Source organism: Novosphingobium sp. PhB55 (assembly GCF_004368805.1).
In the GTDB taxonomy this organism is placed as follows: Bacteria; Pseudomonadota; Alphaproteobacteria; order Sphingomonadales; family Sphingomonadaceae; genus Novosphingobium.
Map to the genome: position 1 here is coordinate 795,889 of NZ_SODQ01000001.1, position 21,193 is coordinate 817,081.

General features: G+C 66.3%; 15 protein-coding genes. 4 read left to right on the forward strand and 11 right to left on the reverse strand.

Annotation, left to right across the window (positions count from 1 at the left end; translation table 11 throughout):
- Positions 1 to 59: 59 nt before the first annotated feature.
- Positions 60 to 929, reverse strand: coding sequence for an N-acetylmuramoyl-L-alanine amidase (locus tag EDF57_RS03760; RefSeq protein ID WP_132263328.1), 870 nt, complete (start codon positions 927 to 929; stop codon positions 60 to 62).
- A gap of 646 nt (positions 930 to 1,575) precedes the next feature.
- Here EDF57_RS03760 and EDF57_RS03765 point away from each other — a divergent pair.
- Positions 1,576 to 4,428 (forward strand): ribonuclease E/G, encoded by a 2,853-nt coding sequence (locus EDF57_RS03765; protein ID WP_134093115.1) that lies wholly within the window; start codon positions 1,576 to 1,578, stop codon positions 4,426 to 4,428.
- A gap of 99 nt (positions 4,429 to 4,527) precedes the next feature.
- On the opposite strand, the gene EDF57_RS03770 is transcribed toward EDF57_RS03765, so the two are convergent.
- Entirely contained in the window at positions 4,528 to 4,812 is a 285-nt protein-coding gene (locus tag EDF57_RS03770) for a DUF4242 domain-containing protein (protein ID WP_243840855.1), read from the reverse strand.
- A 307-nt stretch (positions 4,813 to 5,119) separates the two neighbouring features.
- Between EDF57_RS03770 and EDF57_RS03775 the strand changes: the two genes are divergently transcribed.
- Genes EDF57_RS03775 through zapE form a run of 3 tightly spaced genes read left to right on the forward strand, consistent with a single transcriptional unit; the run spans position 5,120 to position 7,503 of the window.
- The gene (locus EDF57_RS03775; RefSeq protein WP_132263331.1) at positions 5,120 to 5,902 is read left to right on the forward strand and encodes a succinate dehydrogenase iron-sulfur subunit; all 783 of its coding nucleotides are present in this window, start codon (positions 5,120 to 5,122) and stop codon (positions 5,900 to 5,902) included.
- A gap of 30 nt (positions 5,903 to 5,932) precedes the next feature.
- Entirely contained in the window at positions 5,933 to 6,391 is a 459-nt protein-coding gene (locus EDF57_RS03780) for a PaaI family thioesterase (protein ID WP_134093116.1), read from the forward strand.
- Positions 6,388 to 7,503, forward strand: coding sequence for a cell division protein ZapE (gene zapE / locus EDF57_RS03785; RefSeq protein ID WP_132263335.1), 1,116 nt, complete (start codon positions 6,388 to 6,390; stop codon positions 7,501 to 7,503). The genes EDF57_RS03780 and zapE overlap by 4 nt, the downstream gene beginning before the upstream one ends.
- 373 nt (positions 7,504 to 7,876) lie before the next feature.
- On the opposite strand, the gene EDF57_RS03790 is transcribed toward zapE, so the two are convergent.
- The 9 genes from EDF57_RS03790 to EDF57_RS03830 form a co-directional block, all read right to left on the reverse strand.
- Positions 7,877 to 10,177, reverse strand: a complete 2,301-nt coding sequence (locus tag EDF57_RS03790) for an EAL domain-containing protein (protein WP_132263336.1) — start codon at positions 10,175 to 10,177, stop codon at positions 7,877 to 7,879.
- 240 nt (positions 10,178 to 10,417) lie between these two features.
- Positions 10,418 to 12,313, reverse strand: a complete 1,896-nt coding sequence (locus tag EDF57_RS03795; RefSeq protein WP_134093117.1) for an XrtA/PEP-CTERM system amidotransferase — start codon at positions 12,311 to 12,313, stop codon at positions 10,418 to 10,420.
- Between the two features lie 11 nt (positions 12,314 to 12,324).
- A complete protein-coding gene (gene xrtA, locus EDF57_RS03800) occupies positions 12,325 to 13,887 on the reverse strand; it encodes an exosortase A (protein WP_134093118.1) in 1,563 nt (520 codons plus the stop codon).
- Entirely contained in the window at positions 13,877 to 15,127 is a 1,251-nt protein-coding gene (locus tag EDF57_RS03805; RefSeq protein ID WP_134093119.1) for a TIGR03087 family PEP-CTERM/XrtA system glycosyltransferase, read from the reverse strand. Before EDF57_RS03805 ends, xrtA begins: the two co-directional genes overlap by 11 nt.
- Positions 15,127 to 16,203, reverse strand: coding sequence for a FemAB family XrtA/PEP-CTERM system-associated protein (locus tag EDF57_RS03810; protein WP_134093120.1), 1,077 nt, complete (start codon positions 16,201 to 16,203; stop codon positions 15,127 to 15,129). The genes EDF57_RS03805 and EDF57_RS03810 overlap by 1 nt, the downstream gene beginning before the upstream one ends.
- Entirely contained in the window at positions 16,200 to 17,123 is a 924-nt protein-coding gene (locus EDF57_RS03815; RefSeq protein ID WP_134093121.1) for an XrtA system polysaccharide deacetylase, read from the reverse strand. The genes EDF57_RS03810 and EDF57_RS03815 overlap by 4 nt, the downstream gene beginning before the upstream one ends.
- Before the next feature lie 31 nt (positions 17,124 to 17,154).
- Positions 17,155 to 18,369 carry an XrtA/PEP-CTERM system-associated ATPase gene (locus EDF57_RS03820; protein WP_134093122.1) on the reverse strand — a complete coding sequence of 405 codons (1,215 nt, stop codon included), beginning with the start codon at positions 18,367 to 18,369 and terminating at the stop codon, positions 17,155 to 17,157.
- An 18-nt stretch (positions 18,370 to 18,387) separates the two neighbouring features.
- Positions 18,388 to 20,106 carry a preprotein translocase subunit YajC gene (locus EDF57_RS03825; protein WP_134093123.1) on the reverse strand — a complete coding sequence of 573 codons (1,719 nt, stop codon included), beginning with the start codon at positions 20,104 to 20,106 and terminating at the stop codon, positions 18,388 to 18,390.
- The gene (locus tag EDF57_RS03830; RefSeq protein ID WP_243840856.1) at positions 20,103 to 21,188 is read right to left on the reverse strand and encodes a capsular biosynthesis protein; all 1,086 of its coding nucleotides are present in this window, start codon (positions 21,186 to 21,188) and stop codon (positions 20,103 to 20,105) included. The genes EDF57_RS03825 and EDF57_RS03830 overlap by 4 nt, the downstream gene beginning before the upstream one ends.
- Positions 21,189 to 21,193: the final 5 nt, after the last annotated feature.

Genomic DNA, 21,193 nt, shown 5'->3' on the forward strand with positions numbered 1-21,193 from the left:
TGCTCTTTTCGTCGCAGCGACCGTTCTGCTCGAACCGCTCCTGCACGCAGAAGAGACGGTCAGACGCCGACTTTCCGGGCGAAATAGGCGCGGATGGCCCTGGCCGCGGCATCCGCCAGAGCCTGCTGCCCCGCGCGGGATGTCAGCAGCTGAGCGTCCGCCTCATTGTTGATATAGCCGGTCTCGAACAGGATCGAGGGGATATCCGGCGCCTTGAGCACGGCCAGCGCCGCGGTCTGCACCTGGTCCCGGTGGAGGCCGAGGTTGGCGCCGCGCATCTCGCGCAGCACGAGTTCGCCGACTTGCGTGGAGCCGGCCTGGGTGCCCCGCTGCGACAGGTCGAGCAGGATCGCGCCCACCGTCTGGCTGGTCTGCGCCAGGGCGACGCCATTGACCCGCCCCGCCGCGTTTTCCCGCGCGGCGAAGCGCTCGGCAGCCTCGCTGGAGCCCTTTTCGGACAGGACATAGACGCTGGCCCCGCGCGCGGCGTCGCTGTCCGCGCTGTCTGCATGGATCGACACGAAAAGGTCGGCGCCAAGCCGCCGCGCCATGTCCGGCCGGTCCGGCAGTGCAATGAAGCGATCGGCATCGCGGGTCAGCGCCACGCGAATGCCGCCGTCCTCCAGCAGCCGGTTGCGCAGCGCCAGGGCGATCCTGAGTGCGACCGTCTTTTCCTTGGCATCGCCCTGCCCGGCGCCGGGATCGAAACCGCCGTGACCCGCGTCGATCACCACCAGCGGCCGGCTGGCATCGCCGGGCCCGTCGATCCGCGGCAGGTCCACCGGCATGCCCACCTCGGGCAGATCGAAGCGCACGACATAGTCGAGATCACGCTGCGAGGGGAAGAAACGCGGCCAGAGCACCCACAATGCGATCGCCAGCGCCAGGGGCGCGGAAAGGATCATGACGAGCTGCGTGCTGCGCGACATCCCATTTGACTAGGATCGCCCACCGCTCGCCGCAATCCCGCCGAACAGCGCTTTTCCCCCGATTTCACGCGCCTGGCGGCAATCCGCACGGCGATAACGCTCACTGTTCGGCAATGAACTTGCCGTGCAGTGTCTTGAATGCTAGGCCGTTTCGACCCGGGCCCAAGAAGCTTCGGCCTTCGAAATCCGGACAGACACCACTAGGATGGTGCCGGACAGGGCCGACCAAGCCAAATCCCGGCCGTCAAAAACCGGAAAATTCGTTCCGGATCGAACAGGTTGACGCGAGAGATGAGAAGCCAATTGCCGCCTTGCCAGCCGACGCCCGAGAGGGCGGTGGCGGTGTGGGCGCAATTCTTCGCGTGTCCGAACTCGCCACGCGCACTTCCGCTCGCAGACACGCCCGCCCGTCTCCTGGCAATCCACCGGAAGACAGCGGGCACCATCGCGGCCTCTGCCGCGACAGACAAGAAAACAGTCGCACTCGGGGCGCTGGATTGCCCCGTTTCCAACTTTACCTCCGCCCGTTTCGAGGCTGGCCTTGCCGCATCCGGCAGGCCCGACCTTCTCGCGGCGGGCACCATCGAACAGACACGCGCCGCCCTGGCTGATCCGGCCGGGGCAGAGCGCGTACGGAGAATATACAATGGCAACGCGCATGCTCATCGATGCGCGCCACCCGGAAGAAACGCGGGTGGCGGTACTCAAGGGAAATCGCATTGAAGAGTTCGATTTCGAATCGGCCGACAAGAAGCAGATAAAGGGCAACATCTACCTGGCGAAGGTCACCCGCGTGGAACCTTCGCTCCAGGCGGCGTTCGTCGACTTCGGCGGCAATCGCCATGGCTTCCTTGCCTTCAGCGAAATCCACCCCGACTACTACCAGATCCCCAAGGAGGACCGCGAGGCCCTGCTGGCGGAAGAAGCCGCGCATGCCGAGGAAGAAGCCGCCCTGCGCGCTTCGGAAGGCGATGACGAGGACGAAGAAGGTGGCGAAGGCTACGAAGGCGAAGACTTCCAGGACGGCGGCCTGACCGAGGTCGACACGTCCGAAAAGGACCATGTCGCCACGATCGAGGACGGCAACGTCGAGAACGGCTTCGAGACTTCGGACGAAGACGCTTCGGAAGAAGAATCCTCGGGTCGTGGACGCCGCGGACGCGGTCGCCGCCAGGGTGGCCGTAACGGTGGCCGCTCGAAGGAAGCCGACGAACTGCGCGCCAAGCGCATGGCGCTGCGCCGCCGCTACAAGATCCAGGACGTGATCCACCGCCGCCAGGTGCTGCTGGTGCAGGTCGTCAAGGAAGAACGCGGCAACAAGGGCGCCGCCCTCACCACCTACCTCAGCCTGGCGGGTCGCTACTGCGTGCTCATGCCGAATTCCAGCCACGGCGGCGGCATCAGCCGCAAGATCAGCTCGGCTTCGGACCGCAAGCGCCTGAAGTCGATCATCGCCGAAATGGACCTGCCGCGTTCGATGGGCTGCATCGTGCGCACCGCCGGCCTCCAGCGCACCAAGACCGAGATCAAGCGCGATTTCGACTACCTCGCCCGCCTCTGGGACGAACTGCGCGAGATGACGATGCGTTCGGCCGCTCCGGCGCTGATCCATTCGGACAGCGACCTGATCAAGCGCGCCATCCGCGACATCTACAATCGCGACATCGAGGAAGTGATCGTCGAGGGCGAGGAAGGCTACCGCGCGGCAAAGGACTTCATGAAGCTCCTGATGCCCAGCCACGGCCGCAAGGTTAAGCCTTACGCCGATCCGGTCCCGCTGTTCCAGCGCTTCGGCGCAGAAGACCAGCTGACGGCGATGTACGACCCCGTCGTGCAGCTGCGTTCGGGCGGCTACATCGTCATCAACCCGACCGAGGCGCTCGTCTCGATCGACATCAACTCGGGCCGCGCCACCAAGGAGCACGGCATCGAGCAGACGGCGGTCGCCACCAACCTCGAAGCCGCGCAGGAAATCGCCCGCCAGCTTCGCCTGCGCGACATGGCCGGCCTCGTCGTGATCGACTTCATCGACATGGAGTACGGCTCGAACGTCCGCAAGGTCGAGAAGGCCGTCAAGGAAGCGCTCAAGAACGATCGCGCCCGCATCCAGGTCGGCCGCATTTCCAGCTTCGGCCTGATGGAAATGAGCCGTCAGCGCCTGCGCACCGGCGTCCTGGAAGCGACCACCCGCTCCTGCCCGCACTGCGACGGCACCGGCCTCGTCCGCACCGCCAGTTCGGCGGGCCTCTCGGCGCTGCGTCTCATCGAAGACGAAGCGGCCAAGGGCAAGGGCGTCGTGGTGTCGCTCTTCGCGTCGACCGAAGCGGCGATCTACCTGCTCAACGCCAAGCGCACCGACCTGGCCGACATCGAGGATCGTTACGGCGTCAACGTCGAAGTGATCCCCGAGGGCGAGAACGAAGGCGCGAAGATGCGCGTCGTCTCTTCCGGCCCGCGCAACGACTTCGTGCCGCGCTTCGAACCGATCGCCGAAGACGTCGAGGATGACTTCATCGACGAAGAGGACGAGTTCGAAGAAGAAGCCCGCGAGGAATCGCGTGGCCGTGGTGAAGGTCGTGACGAGGACGGCGAAGGCGGTTCGCGGCGCAAGCGCCGCAAGCGCCGCCGTGGCCGCAACCGCGACCAGCGCGACGACCAGGGCGCCGAGGGCGAGTTCGAAGCCGAAGGCGAAGAGTCCGGTGACGAAGCAGGCGAAACCGAAGGCGATGCCGAGGCTGGCGAAGAAGACTTCGCGCCCGCCGGTGAAGGCGACGATTCGGATGCCCCCCGCAAGCGTCGCCGCCGTGGCGGTCGTCGCCGTCGCGGTCGTCGCAACGGTGAGAACGGCGAAAACGGTGAGCACGCTGGCGACGAAGCCGGCGAAGATGCCGCCGACGAAGCTGGCACCGAAGCCGAGGAACCGGTGGAAGTGGTTGCCGAAGTCGTGGTCGCCGCGGAGCCGGTCGTCGCGGTGGAGGAAGCTCCTGCCAAGCCGAAGCGCACCCGCCGCAAGAAGGCGGATGCCGTGGAAGCCGTAGCGGAAGCGCCGGCAGAAGCCCCCGTCGAAGCGCCGGCGGCCGAAGAAGCCCCTGCCAAGCCGAAGCGCACCCGTCGCAAGAAGGCGGATGTCGTGGAAGCACCGGTCGAAGCCGTGACGGAAGCGCCGGTCGAAGCTCCGGTGGCAGAGGAAGCTCCTGCCAAGCCGAAGCGCACCCGCCGCAAGAAGGCGGATGCCGTGGACGCCGTAGCGGAGGCGCCTGCACCCGTGGAAGCACCGGCGGCCGAAGAGGCTCCGGCCAAGCCGAAGCGGACGCGCCGCAAGAAGGTGGAAACCGTCGAAGCGGCAGCCGAACCTGCTGCCGAGACGCCCGCCGTCGAAGCCGCCAAGGTGGAAGAGCCTGCAGCCGCAGCGCCCGCCGATGGCGACAGCGCGAACGACTCGGCCGAAGACCCGTCCTCGCCGCGTCGCGGCTGGTGGCAGCGTACTTTCGGCAACTGAGGATATGTGAAGGGCGGCCTGCGCGGCCCTTCACACACTCCAGGAAAAAGGGCCTCGCACGGGACCGTGCGGGGCCTTTTTCTTTGGCACGCAGCACTATCACACAGCGCAAGTGCGCTCGGTGGTGGGATCGATGATAGTGGTGACTTCGGTGATGCGACTGGCCGGAAAGCCCGAAAGCTCGGCATGCTTGCGGATCAGATCCTCGTTCTCCGCCAGATAGATGCAGAAGGTCTTGTCGCCCGCCACGTAGGAATGCTCCCACTGGATGCCTGCGATCCTGGCCAGAGCGGCATTCGAGGTGCGCGTGGCTCCGCCCAGTTCCGCATCGCTCATCGCGCCTACACCCGGAAGGTCGCGTTCGATCACATAGCGCTTCATCATGCTCGCTCTCCTGAAAACAGGGCGAGCGCCCGATTGGCAATCCGATCTGTGCCTCCGTCCGGAATGCCCTCGCACGCCGCCGCCACCGACCGACCATAGCCCCGAACGCCGGGCCATTCCACGATCGACGCCTTCCGTATCGACCGGAATCGTTCGCCTGCCGCAATCCCGCGGGACCGATTTGCAACACCATGAGGCCACGAAACCGCTCTCAGCAGCACTCTGGCCCTTGCTCCGCGCGGCTGAATCGCTAAGGGGACATTCAGTCGCGGTTCGTGCCGCAGTGCAAGATCACGGGGATTTCTTCATGGCGAGCTTCACCCTCCCGGCCAACAGCAAGATCAAGAAGCAGGGCAAGGTTCACAAGGCCGAGGGCGCCGCGCGCGTCAAGAAGTTCACCGTCTATCGCTACGACCCGGATTCGGGCGAGAACCCGCGCTACGACACGTTCGAGATCGACCTCGACAATTGCGGTCCGATGGTCCTCGACGCGATCATCAAGATCAAGAACGAGCTGGATTCGACGCTGACCTTCCGCCGCTCCTGCCGCGAAGGCATCTGCGGTTCCTGCGCGATGAACATGAACGGCTCGAACGGTCTCGCTTGCACCACGGCGATCGAAGACCTCAAAGGCGACATTCGCATCACGCCGCTGCCGCACATGGAAGTGATCAAGGACCTCGTCCCTGATTTCACGCACTTCTACGCGCAGTACGCCTCGATCCGTCCCTGGCTGCAGACCGTTTCGACCACGCCTTCGGGCAAGGAACGCCTCCAGAGCCCGGAACAGCGCGAGAAGCTGGACGGCCTCTACGAGTGCATCCTGTGCGCCTGCTGCTCGACCTCGTGCCCCAGCTACTGGTGGAATTCCGACAAGTTCCTGGGCCCGGCGATCCTGCTCCAGGCCTATCGCTGGCTGGCCGACAGCCGCGACGAAATGACCGGTGAGCGCCTGGACGAGTTGGAAGATCCCTTCCGTCTCTATCGCTGCCACACCATCATGAACTGCGCCAACGTCTGCCCCAAGGGCCTCTCGCCGGCACGCGCCATCGCAGAGATCAAGAAAATGCAGGCAGAGCGCCAGGTCTGATCCGCAGGATCGGATCGCGGACCCTTCGTCGTGCAGCCTGACGCGGAATTCATCCACGAACCGGCCCCGGGTCATCCGGGCTGGTTCACCTGGACGCTCGACGACGATACCCGCTTCAACGCGGTCGGGCTGGGTCCGATGATCATCAGGCGGGAAGGCGAGCGCAGTGCCCGCGTCCGCCTGCTCGATCTGGAACGCCGCCACAGCAACATGCACGGCAATGTCCACGGCGGCGTCACCCTCGCCTTCGTGGACGTGGCCATGTTCGCGACAATGTTCAGCGTGCTCGGCGCCCAGGTGTCCGGCTCGGTGACGCTGGACCTGCACAACCAGTTCATAGGCGCGGGCCAAATCGGCGAACCGCTGGACGTGCTGTGCGAAGTGATGCGCGAAACGGGCCGTCTCGTGTTCCTTCGCGGCTCCGTCGAGCAGGGAGACCGTCTCGTGTCCAGCTTCCTCGGCACTCTTCGCAAGCCGAGCGTGCGATGACCGCGATGCTCGAACGCTACGAGGCCCTGGTGGCCACCGGCGAACTGCGATCCGACCCGGAGCAGGCCGCCGCTGCCGAGCGGCTCAACCAGCTCCAGCGCGAGATCTACAAGGCGCGGACTTCGACCGGCCTCTTCGGTAAGCTGCTGGGCAAGAAAGCCCCCTCCCCCCGCGGTCTCTACATGTGGGGCGGTGTCGGGCGCGGCAAGTCGATGCTGATGGACCTGTTCCATCAGACGCTCGACATCGAGGAAAAGCGCCGGATCCATTTTCACGCCTTCATGCTGGAAGTCCACGCGCTGCTGCGCGAGGAACGCCGCAAGGAAAGCGGCGATCCCATTCCGCCCGTCGCCGCCACGATCGCGCGCAACGTGCGCGTTCTCGCCTTCGACGAGATGGTGGTGAACAATTCCGCCGATGCCATGATCATGAGCCGGCTCTTCACGCATCTGATCCTCGATGAAGGCGTGACCATCGTCACCACATCGAACCGTGCGCCGAAGGATCTCTACAAGAACGGCCTGAACCGCGAGCATTTCCTGCCCTTCATCGACCTGATCGAGAAGGAACTGGACGTGCTGACGCTGAACGGGCCAACGGATTACCGTCTCCATCGTCTGGGCGGCATGGCCACCTGGCACTACCCGCTGGGCGAGGAAGCCACCGAGCAGGCCCGCGAGGCCTTCTACCGCCTTACCGACTATCCGCCAGAGGACAGCGACCATGTCCCTTCAGCCGACCTCGACGTCGGCGGCGGGCGCATGCTTCACGTTCCCAAGAGCCTCAAGGGCGTGGGCGTGTTCAGCTTCAAGCGGCTCTGCGGCGAAGCCCGCGGGGCGGCCGACTACCTGGCGATCTCGCGCGCCTATCACACCGTCATTCTCGTGGGGATTCCCAGGATGGGTCCCGACCGCCGCAACGAGGCGGCGCGTTTCGTGACGCTGATCGACGCGCTCTACGAGAACAAGGTAAAGCTCATCGCCGCGGCCGATGCCTCGCCGGAAGACCTCTATCAGGCCGGCGATGGACGCTTCGAATTCGAGCGCACGGTAAGCCGTCTCAACGAGATGCAGAGCGCCGATTATCTCGCCATGGGTCACGGCGAAGACTGAAATCGTTAACGATTTGCGAATCGGTCGTTAACGCGAAGCCCCCGAGCGGCTTTCGCGAGCGGTGATGCTCGTCCGATTCGTTTGCCTCTGCAGGCATTCCCACCAATAAAAAACGCCCCACTCCATGCTTGGAAAGGGCGTCCGAATACTTGGTGCGTATCATGCTGGTAGTAAAAACCCAAGGAATTCGGCCAATTTCACCGAGCCCCAACGGAAAAGTGCGGCGCTTCTTTCGAAGCGCCGCACCCAATTGGTTATTAGCGGCCGAGGCTGCCCCAGTTCCAGCTGTACATAACATTACCCCATGTGATCCGCCGCTATTTTGCGGCTGAGGACATGGATAACAATGGGTTAAGAAGTCATCAAGACTTTTTTAACCAGTTCGCCGAGACTCTCTTCCCACGATCTGCGTCAGGAGATCCCGGAATGGGACTGGGCGGCTGACATAGTACCCCTGAATGGCGTCGCACTGCATGGCGCGCAGGATCTCCAGAGCCGCCTGCGTCTCGACGCCTTCGGCCACAACCGTGCGATCCTGCGAATGAGCCATTTCGATGATCGACTGGACGAGCAGGAGGTCTTCCTTGTTGCCTTCCATCGCCTGGACGAAGACCTTGTCGATCTTGACCTCGGTGGCCGGAAGATAGCGCAAGTAGTCGATCGTCGCGTTGCCTGTTCCGAAATCGTCGATCGACAGCCGGATGCCCGACTGCACCAGCTTCTGCAGCATCTGGAAGGTTCGGGAGCTACGATCGAGTCGGTCGGTCTCGGTGATCTCGAGAATCAGCTGGTCGGCGGGCAGTCCGTAGGCATCGAGAATTTCGGCGATCATCACCGGCAGGCCGGGGTTGCGCAGAAGCTGCGCGGAGATGTTCACCGACACTGTCATGTCGAGGCCCTGGCGGCGCAGTTCCACGGCAGAGCGAACGGCATCGTCGATCACGAAGCGCGTAATGCGCTCGATCCGGTGGAATTCTTCCGCGATGCGGATGAACTTGTCCGGGCTGATCGGACCGCGCTCCGGATGCGTCCAGCGTACGAGAGCTTCTGCGCCCATGATCCGGTTGCTCGCGACATCGAGCTTGGGCTGATAGGCCACCCAGACCTCGCCATTGTCGATGGCACGGTCGAGCTGCGTCAGCAGCGAGATTTCCCACTGCGCCTCGTGCTTGCGGCTGTCGAACTTGTAGACGAGTTCGTCGTTGCGCACTGCCTCCTCGGCCGACTGCATGGCGCTGGCGACGCGGCTGGATACCGGCCGGTCGAATTCCGAATCGATCCCGCAGTTGAACGAAAGGTCGATGTCCAGACCGCCGACCTGGATGCCATTCTGGACGATCCGGTGCAGCCCTTCGAGGTTCTCGAACAAGTCGAAAGTGCTGCGGATGGTCGAGAGCCACATGAACATGCCGCCTTCGTGGTAGACCACCACTTCGCTGTCGCTGATGCGGATGCGGCGGACGATCTCGTTGGCGACTTGCCCCTCGACATGCTCGGCGAAGCTGCCGATGATTGCGCCATAGTTCCGGATCTGAAGCGCGACCAGGATACGGCTCGAAACCGCCTCGTACTTGCGCAGAACCTGGACGCTGGGCAGGCCCGATCCCGAATTGGTTTCTCCTGCCACCTCGACGCGGTCGAGGTTCCGCATGCGGAATACCGCCACGGCCGCCACGGCGATGGCAGGTACGATATCCACCTGAATGCGGAAATGATCGAGGGCCAGAGGCGCGACAATGAGCACTGCAACCAAGCCCGTGAAACGATAGATGTCGAGCACCCTGCCTCGGCCAAGTCCCGAAAGCACCACACCCAGCACCACCAGAAACGCTGGCGACCAGCCAAGCTCAATCGGAACGCCGTCCTTCAACGTCTCCGCCGCGATGGCGTGGAAGAACGCTCCGGGCGCATAGCCCTGCGCAGGCAGAGTATGGAGGTCATGATAGACTTCCGCGCTCGGGGCGATGATGATGTCCTTGCCGCGCACCACTGCGGGGTCGAACCGACCCTTCAATATGTCGACATAGCTGACGGTCGGGATGGTGGTGTAATCGATAGCGTAGTCAGGACGGAAAACGCGGTCGCTAGGGCGGGACACGCCGGCGATTCTCGCCGCCATGCTCGGAATGACGCCGATCGGACTGTCGGACGAAAATGGCAAGCTGAGGCTCAGGTTGAACGGATGATCGAGCGCAAGCAGCGAAACGGCGCGAGCATTCTCAAGGAATGCCCGTGAAGGCACCACCGCAGCATAATTCCCGCGAGGCCCATCCTTGGCCGGCATAGCGCCCAGGAAAACGCGATCTGGAAAAGCCTTCAAAGTTTCCACGAACTGCTCGCGGCCGGGTGTCTTTCCATCGTCGTTCAAGGAACGGTCGACGAAAATTCTCTTGCCGCCTGCCTCGAGTATCCGGCGAATAACCGTAGCATCGTCCAGGCGCGAAACGTCCAGGACTTCCAACTCTTCCAGCGTCTTGCCGTCCTGCAAGACCATGACGATCTCGCCGTTGGACGGGTGAAGCCGCAGCCAGGTACGCCCGTTCACGAGCACGTCCTCCAGCGGCAGCGCGGCTCCGGTCACGCCCAGGATGACGCCCGTGAGTGCGGCCCAGAAGACGATCCGGAATCTGGCGCTCTTCCAGATCTTCGCGGCCCTTGCGCCGAGGTCAGACATAATGGCCTCGCAAATCATTCCCCTCTACGCCCTCACGCAGGACATGGCTTTCCTCGTCGGAAAGCGTCCGCAATTCAATCGTGTACTGATGCGCTGCTAACTTCATGCACACCCTGCGATGACGTTGTCGCTGCCGGGGTTAGAGCAAAGGTCCTAAGAAGAAGTTAGGTTAACTCGCCTTCACGATAAATTTCGCAGGCCGTTGTTAACCCGGCAATTCCCCGGCGAAAGGGGGAAAATTCAGGAGATCTCCAAATGGGTTAGGGAGCGGTCGAGCATGAGCAGTTGCCAGAGCAGGCGCGAGTGGTCGCTTCGTCCCGCAATATGGTCTTCCACCAGGGCGCCGAGGCGCGGGGTATCGAACCAGCCGGTGCGGGCGAGTGCGGCGCTGGAGGCGATCTGCCGGGCCGACTGCGCCAGGGGGCCACGGAACCACTGGGCGATGGGCGTGACGAAGCCCTGCTTGGGCCGATAGAGGATCTGGTCCGGCAGAAAACGCCGCATGGTGCGCTTCATCAGCCACTTCCCCTGCCCACCGCGCACCCGCATGTGTTCGGGAAGACTCGCGGCGAATTCGATCAGGCGATGGTCGAGCAGCGGCTCGCGCGCTTCCAGGCTGACCGCCATGCTTGCGCGGTCCACTTTCGTCAGGATGTCGCCCGGCAGCCAGTGCTTGAGATCCGCATACTGGGCGCGGTCGAGGCCGGATCGCGCCGGCGCAGCGCGCATCAGGTCCTGAACGGACCGTTCCGCGCGGTAATCACCGCGAAGGCGGCGAAAATCGTCGGAATAGAGCCTGTCGCGCAGTTCCGGAGGGGTGAAACCGATGGACCGGGCATAGCCTTCGGCACTGTCCGCCGCGAGCGAGAGCAGGGTCGATTTGGCGCGCAGCGGACGCGGCGCCCAGTCGGCTTTCGGATAGAGCCCGCCCAGCGTGCCGAACAGCGGTCCGCGAATCGCCTGCGGGATGAGCCCCCGCACGCGGTCCTCGCTGCGCTGGAACAGATGGCGGCGATAGCCCGCGAAAGCCTCGTCCGCGCCGTCGCCGGACAAGGCGACTGTCACCGATTCGCGCGCCAGCTGGCAGACGCGCCAGGTCGGCAAGGCAGACGCATCGGCGAAAGGCTCGTCGAACATCGCGGCGAGGCCGTCGATCGCCTCGAAATCGTCGGGCGAGACCTGGCGGGCGCGATGGTCAGTGCTGAAACGGCGGGCGATTTCCGCGGCATAGTCGCTCTCGTCGAGAGCAGCGACGTCGAAACCGATCGAACATGTCTTGACCGGCTGCCCGCTGTTCTCCGCCATGAGCGCGACCACGCTGGAGCTGTCCACGCCGCCCGACAGGAAGGCGCCGAGCGGCACGTCCGCGACCATGCGCGACGACACCGCCTCGCGCAGGAGGTGCAGCAGTTCTGCCTCCAGATCGGCGACTCGGCCCCGGCGGCGCTCGGCGAAGGAAATATCCCACCATTGCACCGGGCGCGGCAGCGGCGCGCCATGGCGCAGCAGCAGTGAATGCCCCGCGGGCAGCTTGGTCACACCCTTCAGGATCGCGCGGCTATCGGGAACATAGCCCCAGGCAAGATAGTCCTCGACCGCGAGCGGATCGATCTCGCGGCGCAGCAGCGGATGTGCGAGCAAGGCTTTCAGTTCGGACCCGAAGGCCAGGCTGCCGTCGCTGAGCGGTGCCAGGAACAGCGGCTTCACGCCCAGCCGGTCGCGCGCGAGGAAAAGGCTGCGCGCTTCCAGGTCATATATCGCGAAGGCGAACATGCCGTGGAGGCGCGAAACGCAGTCCGGTCCCCAGCGCTGCCAGGCGGCAAGGATGACCTCGCTGTCGCCATCGGTACGGAATTCGGCGCCGGTCTCACGCAGTTCACGGCGCAGTTCGCGGTAGTTGTAGATCTCGCCATTGAACACCAGCATCGCCCGCCCGTCCGGCGATGCCATGGGCTGGGGGGAGCCGGCGACGTCGATGATCGAGAGACGGCGGTGGCCCAGCGCGACGCCGGGCGCGGTCCAGACCCCGCTCCCGTCCGGCCCGCGATGCGCCAGCGCGTCGCACATGGCTTCCACGCGCAGCGGGTCTACCGGCTTGGGCGTCTCGAGATGGTAGATACCGGCGATGCCACACATATGCGAAGGGCCTAGCGGAGCTTGGTCATGCGGTCCATCCACGCATCCGGAGGGCCGGACGCCGTCAGGAAACGGGCAATGGAATCGGCCGCAGCAGCGCCCGGGCTGTCCTCGGACGAGAGTATCAGCATCGTGGTGGGACGGGCGCGCAGCAGCAGGTTGTCACTGATGACCGCCAGCTTGAGGTGGGCATTGCTCCCCGTGAGCATGTCGCCGGTACGATACCAGGTGACGGCCAGCCGCTCGGTCCTGCCATCGCCCAGGAGCCGTTCGCTGCGGCCTTGCGTGAAGGCAGGCCCCGGCGACTGCCACGACCAGGCGCTGCCCGGCGTCAGCGCGCCCTGCCCGAAGCCGCCCGCCTCGCGGCCTTCGCCTTGTCCGGCATAGAGCGCCAGGAAGACATCGACGCTATGCCCCTGTCCGTCGGTGTAGCGGCCCAGCAGCCGGTGATCGGCGCCCTCGGCGCGCGGCTCCCACCAGATTGCCGGGGCATAGTCGGCCCGGCTCCAGCCGGCGACTTGCGGAAGCTCGATCCGGTCCGGCAGGGGCGCGGAGAGGCTCTCGGCGCCCAGCGCCCAGCCCTTGGCGGCCACGACCAGCAAAGCGATGCCGGCAAGCGTCACAACGGCAGAAGCCCTGCCCGCTTCCAGCCGCGACAGGAAAGGCGAGCGCACGATCGCGGGGACATCGATCATCGGCGCGTCGAGCGGACGATCGAAGAAGCGCCAGGCACCCGCGATGACGACCGCCAGCACCACGGCGAAGAAGATCCAGCCGTAGACGATGTGGTCGAACCCGGCGGCCTTCTCGACGCCCACGAACTGCGCGGCGAAGATCGTGCCCCAGGCGCGCACGCCGTTGGCCAGGATCGGCACCACGAGGCACGCGAGCATCATGGCCGCCCGGCGGCGCCAACTGATGAAGCAGACATTGGCGGCCAGCAGGCCGAAGGCGATCATCGCGATCAGGAACTTCACGCCCGAGCAGGCTTCCGCCACTTCGAACAGCCCGGCCGGCGTGTCGATGAAGACGCCGTCGACCGTGGCGGGAATGCCGCTGAAATGCGTGAGCGCCACGGTGATCTTCGCCGTGATCGTCTGGAGCACTTCGACCAGTTCCTCGCCCACCGGCACCAGGAACGCCATGTAGCAGAGCGGGAACAGCACGCCCGCCGTCACCCGCGGGCCCAGCAGCAAGGGGACGGCAGAGCCGAGCATCGCCACCGCCCCGGCCTGCCGCGCAAGGTCGAGACCGGAGAGCGCGCCGAGCAGCCAGAGGAAGGCAGCTCCCGCCATGAGGATAAGGCCGGGCCACCAGCAGAGCGGTTCGAGCTTCGCCAGTTCCGCCCGGCGCTGCCAGACCAGCCAGCCCAGAATCGGCGGGATCAGGACGATGTGGTTGTAAGTGGAGATATCCCACCACTGCCGCGCCATCGCCGCCCAGTCTCCGAAGAACAGGAGGAGCAGCGCCAGCATGGCGGCGCCGCAGCGAACGAGCGCCGGGCGCCAGCGCGCCGGAACGTCCTGCCAGCGCCCCTGCAGGGAAGAATTCACGGCCAGGGTCTCAGGCGGCATCGATCAGGTTTTCCGTCTGCAGGCCGATCATGCGCGGCAAGCTGGCAAGCGCCGCCTGCCAGCTTGCATGAGCGAGGATCCATTCGCGTGCGGCCAGTCCCATGGCGCGAGCGCTTTGGGGGTCTCCGGCCAGGAGGACGACGGCATTCGCCAGCGCCTCGTCGCTTTCGGCCACGAAGAAATGGCGGCCATGTTCGGCTTCGATCCCCGTGGCCGCGCCGGGCGAGAGCACCACGGGCAGTTCCATGGCCATGGCCTCCAGCACCTTGTTCTGCACCCCGCGCGCGATCTCCAGAGGCACGAGCGCCATGTCTGCGGCGGCAAGCCAGGGGCGAATATCCTCGACCCGGCCCCATACGTGAACGCCATCTCGTCCATGACGGGACAGCAGCGAAGGTGGCGGGTTCCGGCCGACGACGTGCAGGCTGGCCCTCGGCAGGCGGGCGCGAACCCGCGGCAGGATGCGCGTGATCGCCCGCTCCACCGCCGCGATGTTCGGCGCGTAGTCCATCTGCCCGGTGAACACGATGCGCGGCCCCCCAGCGCCCTCCTTCACGGCCAAGCGCGGCTCCGGCAGGGTCCGGGCGGGATCGAAAAGTACGCTGTCGATGCCGTTGCCCACGGCCTCGACCCGGCAGGTCGAGCGGCCGGGCATGGCCTCGTCCAGCCGCGCGGCGAAGAGCGCCGCCTCGGCCTTGCTCACCAGCAGGGTGCGATCTGCACGCCAGGCGATCCGCGCTTCCTCGGCGCGCAGGAGGCGCCCTTCCCGGCGCTCCATCCAGCTGCGAAAACCGCTTCCCCTGGCGCCGTAAGCCTCGAACTTCGCCGAATCGACATCGACCAGATCGACGATCAGCCGACCGCGAAAATCCTCAGAGACATATTGCGCCATCTGGCCGGAAAAGACGAAGATCGTCTCGATCGGGCGGCTGCGCAGCACTTTGTTCACCCAATCCGCCATGCGCCGGTCGTGGAAGGCCGTGAGGCTGAGCGGCTGCCTTTTCGCCAGCGCCTGCAACCCGGCGATCGGCAGGGATTTCCCGCGATCGAGCAGGATATGGCTGGCCGCCAGCGCGGCCATCTCCTGCTCGCAGGCATGATCGGCAGCATCGTCCGCGAAGCAGCCGAGATGGACCGGGGCCAGCCGCGCCAGAGCTTTGAACAGATTGTGCGAGCGGATCTTGTCCCCCCGGTCAGGCGGGAAAGGAATGCGGTGGGCCAGGAACAGGATCTCGCCCATCAGCCGATGCCGCGCGCGATCAAGGGTCCGAGCCGATTGGCCACGGCCAGCGGCAGACGCTGCCACAGCCTGATCTGGACCGAGAGCTTGCTGCTGGTGGGATCGGCTTCGCGCCGCGCCGCGCCCGGTGCGGTCCAGGTGGCATAGGTCAGCGGCTCCGGCTCGAAGCCCCAGTTGCGCTTGAAGTGATAGGCCCCGCTGCCGGTCTTGGAGCGACCGAAGTCGAACACCGTGCAGCCTCGCCGGCGCGCATGGAGCATCAGTTCGAAATACATCCGGTCGTTGGCGCGAAGCCGGCGCGCTTCCTGAGTGCCCCCGCCCCAGTAGGGCATGGCCGCGCCGCGGTGGTAAAGGGTGATGACGCTGGCCACCGCCCGGCCCTGGTGGCGCACGGTCAGCACGTCGGCATCGTCGCCGAACGCATCGAGCACGCTGCCGAGGAGCCTTTGCGGGAACACCGGCGTGCCGAGATTGCGGTAGCTTTCCGCAAAGACGGCGTAGTGGGCGGCGCGGTCTCGCGCGCTTGTGCCGACCTCGACGTCGAGATCGTTCGCCAGCGCCTTGCGCACTTCGGCGCGCTGCTTGCGCGGCACGTCCAGAAGCTGCGCCTCGTCATCGGCCGCGAGCGGGCGGGCGAAATTGCAGTGGCTCTCGGTCTTGAGCGTCCAGCCCCGTCCCGCCTCGGGCAATACGCCGCCGCGCAGTTCGATGGCCGGGCAGGAACGGCGCAGCGCAAGTTCCTCCAGTGCCGCGAAGATCGCTCCGCTATCCGCACCCTCGCGCGTCAGCAGACCGCCGCCCACCGCGAAGCCGGACGAGGCCAGCAGCCGGCCGAACACCGGCGAATGAATGGCGTCGAGCGGCAGGAAAGCCACGATTTCGCCCTGTCTCTCTTCGACCAGCGCCAGGGCGTGATTGCCCGTCGCCCGGGCCACGGAGACGAACCAGGCCGGGCGGTGGAACGGCGTCGCCTGCGGGTGGCGGGCGGTGAACAGCTCCAGCCGCGCGACTTCGCCGGGATCGGCGAGATCGACCAGCCTCACCGCGCCCGTGACGGGAGCGAAGGGCGCGTTCATGCAGCCAGCGCCCCGGCCGGCGCCAGGGTTCCACCCGGCCCCATGACCAGCGTGGGCGCGCGTTCCGCTTCGCGCGCAGCGAGTTCGTCCATCCGGCCCCACGCGAAGTCGCCGATCAACTGCCGCAGCTTTCCAGCCATCAGGCCGAGATTGGTGTAGTGCCGCAGACGCGAGCGCAGCGGCGCATTGGGCACGCGCGGCTGGTCGGGGTCGATCTCCCAGGGGTGGAAGTAGAACACCGCCGGTCGCCCCTCGGCATTGACCTGGCGGATCGCCCAACGGGAGAACCCGTAAGGCAGCACGCGGAAGAACCCGCCGCCGCCCGCGGCCAGACGGCGGCCAGCGAATGTCGCGGTGGTCACCGGGATCTCCACCAGGGGACTGTCGGCAAGCGGATGGAAGGCGAAACGCGGCGCTTCGCGCCAGCCATAGTGGTCGTGCGCGATCGGCGCGACGCTGGAGCTATAGGCATAGCCCTGCTCGGCCAGCACGTCGAAGGCCCAGGGCGTGCGCGCATCGATGGAGAAGCTGGGCGCGCGGTAGCCGCTCACTTTGACCCCGGCAGCATCCTCGATGGCCTTGCGGCTCATGTCGAGGTCGCGTCCGAAAGTGGCGGCGTCCATCCGGAACACCCGCTCGTGATCCCAGCCGTGGCTGGCCATTTCGTGCCCCGCTTCGGCAATGCGGCGCAGCAGCCGCGGATGGCGCACCGCCACCCAGCCGAGCGTGAAGAACGTGCCCTTCACCCCGGCCGCATCGAACAGCGCCAGAATCTCGTCGCAATTGCGCTCGACCCGGGTGCGAATGGCGGGCCAGTCGCTGCGGTCGATCACGGTTTCGAAAGCGCCGACCTGGAACCAGTCCTCGACATCGACCGATAGCCCGTTGACGGGGCCGCTGGAGGCTCTGGCTTCATCCATGGCGTCTATCCTTACGGAACCGGCTCGAAATTCAGGCTGCCTGCCGCTGGCCTTCGCCGCCTTCGAACCACTCGATCAGCATGGTGAGCGTGTGGCGAAGGGTGCGCTCCTGCTCTTCCAGGCGGGCTTCCAGACGCGCGCTATGCGCCGCGGCCTGGGCCAGCTGCTCCTGAAGCGCGGCGATCTGGGCTTCTCCGCCGGAAGCGGGTGCCTCCTTCTGGCGTTCCACATTGGCCGCGAGTTCCAGCACCGCATGCTGAAGCTCGTCGATCTGCGAATCGCGACCCGCCAGTGCCGATTCGATCAGCGCGATGGCCGCCGCCGCATCCAGCGCGTCGGGGTGAAGAACCGGCGCGGGTGCCGGCTGGCTTGCGCCCGCCACCGATCCGGCCGCCTCGGCGACAGGCGCCTGCTGGCTGACCAGCGCGCGGGCGCCGTCCTCGTCCAGTTCGGCCAGGACATCCGCCAGCATCTCGAGATCGACCAGCGCGCGCTGCTCGACCGCGCCCAGCAGCAGCAGGCGGTTGACGATCTGGTTGATCCGGCGCGGAATGCCGCCGGTGGCCTCGTGCACTTCGGCGAAGACGCGGTTGTCAAAGCCCGGATTGCCCTTCCAGCCGACGCAGTTCAGGCGGTGCTCGACGTAAGCCTGCACTTCGCGCGGCTCCATCGCCGTGAGATGATGAGTCGCGATCACCCGCTGGCGCAGCTGTTCGAGCTGGTTGCTCTCCAGCAGGGTCGTGCGGAACTCGGGCTGGCCCAGCAGCAGGGTCTGAAGCAGCGGATGCGAGCCGAGCTGGAAGTTCGAGAGCATGCGCAGCTCCTCGATCGCATCGACCGAGAGGTTCTGCGCCTCGTCCACGATCAGCAGGCAGCGGCGGCCCGCGCGGGCTTCCGAATGGAGGAACGTCTCGATCGCGCCGAGCGCCGAGGCCTTGTCATGCCCGGACACCTGCAGCCCGAAGGCCTGCGCCACGACATGGACGATCTCTTCCCCGTCCAGCGCGCTGGTGACGACGCAGGCGGCCGTCAGGCGCGCCGGGTCGATCGTGGCCATGAGGTGCGAGACGAGCGTGGACTTGCCCGCGCCCACTTCGCCCGTGATCACCACGAAGCCCTCGCCCTGCGCCAGGCCGTAGCCGAGGTAGGAGAGCGCCTTGCGGTGCGTCGCGCTCTCGAAATAGAAGGCCGGATCGGGCGTGAGCTGGAAAGGCCGGCCCTCGAACCCGTAGAATTGTTCGAACATCCCTGCTCTCCTTCGCAATCAGAAGCTGTAGCGCACGCCGGCAAGGGCGGACGCGGTCCAGTAGTCGTCATATAGCGGATCGTTCCGGGTCACCCCGTCGATCCCGAGGGCCATCGTCGCGCGGAGGCGGCGGGCCAGCATGCGGTAATAGCCGAGCGTGGCGCCGTAGCCCTCGACATTGCCGGTCAGGGCATCGGTGCTGGTCAGCCAGTTGGCGTAGACATTGGCCGACCAGCCTGCATCGCGGCCGAGCTGGCCGCTGACATAGGCGGCGATCCACCAGTTCTCGTCGATCACGCCGTCCGCGGCGGCCAGGACGGTGTTCCGTCCGGCGATGAAGTCGCGGCGGTCGTAGCCCGCGCCGATCCCGGCATTGAGACGCCCGATCTCGCGCGAATAGCTCGCGGCGATGCCGCGGCCCCGGTAGACCGCCGAACGCACCGAACCCAGCGCGCCGGAAACGCAGTTGTTACCATCGAGCGAGACGACGCAGCCACGCAGCTCGCCCGTCACCGGATCGCGCACGGCCACGAAATCGTCGGGCAGTTGATCGAGCGCGCGGCCAAGCTGTCCGCCGAAACCGCTGACACTGTCGTATACGCCCACGCTCAACTGGCTGCGGTCGTCCGGCGCATAGGCCAGAGTGCCGCCGAAGCTGGTGGAACCGTAGCGGCGGCCGATATGGGCCGAAAGCGAGGTGCGGCGGCTGGGGCGCCACATCACGGCCACGTCCCAGAGCAGTCCGCTGACATCGTAGGCCAGTTCGCGCGGGGCGCTCTTGTCCGTCACATAGCGTCCGTCGCGGCCGACCACGGGATTGCCGTCGGCATCGCGCACCGCGTCGCGGCTGGAGACTTCCACATCCTCGTAGCCGAGCGCGCCCACCACCTGCACGGTGCGGCTGACGGGAACGGTCACCAATGCCCGCGCCTGCATGTCGCGCACGCGCTGGTCGAGGTTGGAGACGTCCTCCTGATAGATGCTGCCCGCCACGCCCAGGCCAACCGGCGCGACGACATGCGGCGCGACCCCGGCCTCGACATCGGCCACTTGCGTCACGCTCTTGTCGAACAGATCGCCCGCCGCGCCGCCGGGTACGGCGACATAGGCATCGGGCTGCTCCACTTTGGTGAAACCGGCGCGGTAGTTTGCGGAGAAGTCCACATCGCCGGCGCGCGTCTTGAAGGACGGGCCGCCGTAGACCGAATAGATGTTGGTCCGCGTCCCGTCGTTGGTCAGGCCGGCGGAAAGCGCCGATCCGCCGTTCTGGACGCGCGCCTGGGTGGCGAGCGCGCCCGCTTCCAGCGTCAGGCCGGGGGTGATGGTGGTATAGCCGCGCACGATGCCGCTGATGGCGTCGCCGTCCTGCGCCTTCCGGCCCCAGCCGATGTAGCGCTCGTAGCGCACCGAGGCCGAGGCGGCGTTGTTCCGCCCGGAGATGCCCAGGTCCACGCCCGCCGCCAGCTGGGTATATGTAAGCACGTCATTGCCCGGCGAGAGCTGCGCGTCGACGATCTGGTCGATCTCGATATAGGGCGTCACTTCCAGCCGGCGCGTGCCCTTGCCGCGTTCGCCGCGGCCCGGCTTGCCGCCGCCGGACGGGCTGTCGGCAGGCGAAGCTGCCTCGTCGGAGCCGGCGCCGACCTGGTCGTAGCCCATGGTCTGCGCCTGCACGGGCAGCGCGGCCACGGCGGTCAAGGCGGCCAGCCCCAGCGAGGTCCAGGAAGCCGACTTCATCCCTTGTATCCGTAATAGGAGCCGAAGCGGCGACCGCTCGGGCTGAACTGCGCATCATTGAGCAGGAGCTGGACGTTGGGGCAGGCGCCCAGCAGTGAGATGGCATCCTCCAGCGCGCCCTGCCCGGTGCGGTCGGCGCGCACGATCACCACCGTCTGGCCGACGTACTTGGCGAGTTCCGCGGCGGGCGACGCTGCCAGCGCGGGCGGCGAATCGAAGATCACCATGCGGCGCGGCGCGTTCTCGGTCAGCCGCTCCAGCACCTCGGCCGTGCGCGACGAGGCGAGGTATTCGCTGTCGTTGATCGTCGCATCGCCCGCCGGCATGATCCAGAGCCCCGGAATATCGGTGCCGAGCACGCAGGCGGCGGGATCGATGGTCTCGTCCATCAGCGCATCCATCAGCCCGGGACCGCCCGGCAGGCCGAGTGCGGAGAGGATCGAGGGCTTGGCGAAGTCGGCATCGACCAGCAGGACTTCGCTCTCCTTCTCGGCCGCGATCGACAGGGCGAGGTTGAGCGCGCAGTAAGTCTTGCCTTCGCCAGGATGGGGCGAGCTGATCAGGATGCGCTGCGAGGCGGCGCCCGCGCCCTGGCGGCGCAAGTCGGCGGCCTGGACCAGAAGCTGGCGCTTCACGATGCGAAACTCTTCGAGCAGCGCGGTGACGGTCCCTTCGGGCACGATCAGGCCTTGCTCACGCAAGTGCTCGCGGTCGATCGGATGATGGTCGTCGCTGAAGGCGATCGGCGCGGCAAAGGGCGGCTCAGCCAAGGGCGACGCGGGTTCTTGTTCGGCAGCCAAGGGTGCGGCGAATGGCGGCGGCACAGAGGCAGGCGCGGCAGGTTCCGGCGTAGCTGCGACGCGCAGGGCGGCCGGAGCCGGCGCCTTGCGCGCCGGTTCGACCGGCAGCGGGCCGGGACGCGCGATGATCGCGTTGAAATCGAAGCGACCGGCGGCGCGCTCGATCAGCGATTCGCCGGGGCCGCGGGTGCGCCCGGTCGGCGCCTGCTTTTGAGGCTGGCTTTCGGCTTCGTGCGCCGCGTCGTCATGCCCGGAAAGCGGGATCTTGCTGTGTTCCGTCATCGCCG